The organism is Endozoicomonas atrinae (assembly GCF_001647025.1).
Taxonomy (GTDB): Bacteria; Pseudomonadota; Gammaproteobacteria; order Pseudomonadales; family Endozoicomonadaceae; genus Endozoicomonas; species Endozoicomonas atrinae.
The window spans coordinates 1-1,300 of record NZ_LUKQ02000570.1; the positions used below are offsets into that span (position 1 = coordinate 1).

The 1,300-nt window shown below is 43.2% G+C and carries 1 protein-coding gene and 1 pseudogene; one reads left to right on the forward strand and one right to left on the reverse strand.

The window, feature by feature from the left end; all coding sequences use genetic code 11:
- A pseudogene (locus AK963_RS32845) lies at nt 1-176 on the forward strand (IS256 family transposase); the annotation flags it as partial.
- A 734-nt stretch (nt 177-910) separates the two neighbouring features.
- Here the strand turns inward: AK963_RS32845 and AK963_RS29115 are convergent.
- Nucleotides 911-1,117 carry a hypothetical protein gene (locus tag AK963_RS29115; RefSeq protein ID WP_066018741.1) on the reverse strand — a complete coding sequence of 69 codons (207 nt, stop codon included), beginning with the start codon at nt 1,115-1,117 and terminating at the stop codon, nt 911-913.
- Nucleotides 1,118-1,300 lie beyond the last annotated feature (183 nt).

A 1,300-nucleotide genomic window follows, 5' to 3' on the forward strand; every position in this document is an offset into this window, starting at 1 on the left:
GCGTCATTCGTAAGGCGATCAAGAACCGGAAGATTTTTCGGACTGATGAGTCAGTCATGAAGGTAATCTATCTGGCCATGGAAAAAGCTTCCGAGAAATGGACCATGCCGATCAGGAACTGGAAAGCAGCCATGAACCGGTTTGAAATTATGTTTCCTGACCGGTTCAAGGAGTAATAGTTTTGGTGGCGTTTACACAGAATTATTTACAGGCTCCTGCCCGTTGATAGAATCATCATTAATGGCCAACTCACCCATTGGTATAGTGGTCTGAATATCCCAATCTGCTATCCTTTTTCTATCGCTGCAGCTGCTTTGATGTGGTTCTTCTGTGTCTCTTGCGACGAGAACAGGTGCTGACTTGCAGCGGTTAACCCTAGAAAAGTCCTCCGGTCTATCTGGAGTACAGTCTCTATACAAATCACTGCCAGTTCTACCCATTGCGTCCATCATTTACCCCCTGCAGGATATAAGACTGATTATCTGTCAACACTGAAGTAGCAGTTGTTCAAATGGCATTAAAGCGTTAAGAGCACATGATCTTTATCAGAAGAGAACCACTAGCCTTCAGCTTTATTACAACTCCAAATCCAGAACGCACTTTGACTGTAATAATTGCGTCAGGTTTCCATTTATTCTAGATAATAAATAGAACGATGGTTTCGCATTTTGACCATGGAACGATGATAGCTATTGATGTGCGCTAATAGCATTTCTTTTTAGAGGTAAGGAGGAAGCGTGGCTCTGACTTATTGTATTTTTCCATATGAAATTAAAAAGCAACCAGGTTTCTACCTGTATCAGGATTTCTTAAAAGGAATAAATGGGGTAATAGTGTTTTTATAAAAGGGAGGTATAGAGATAAATACACCCCCCGGTATGATTGCTAAAAATCAGGGGTTAGACACTTCTTATGCTTCAGCTTCGACAGCCAGATTTTTCAACCAGTATCTCGCCAGGACGGGGTAAAGCACCAGAACCGCTTTTGTCTCTTCTTCCATCAGCGCACAGATAAACACCAGATAAAGTGGCCGATTCCAGATATTCACGGCTGCCCAGGCCGGGGGAACACCCACAAACCACATGCCAATGACATTAATGGCTGCCGTTGCTTTCACATCACCACCTGCTGAGCAGGTGGTTCATGTATTAAAAATGACTCTTTTCTGTATTTAGTAAATGATCCACGTTCGTAGAACGTGGTTTTGCTTTAAGCCCCCTAAAAGGGGGCTGAGACCGCCAGCCTTCTGAGAAGGCTGGTGAGAGTTATCCCAAGATTGAAGGTTATTTCCTGAAGTCTA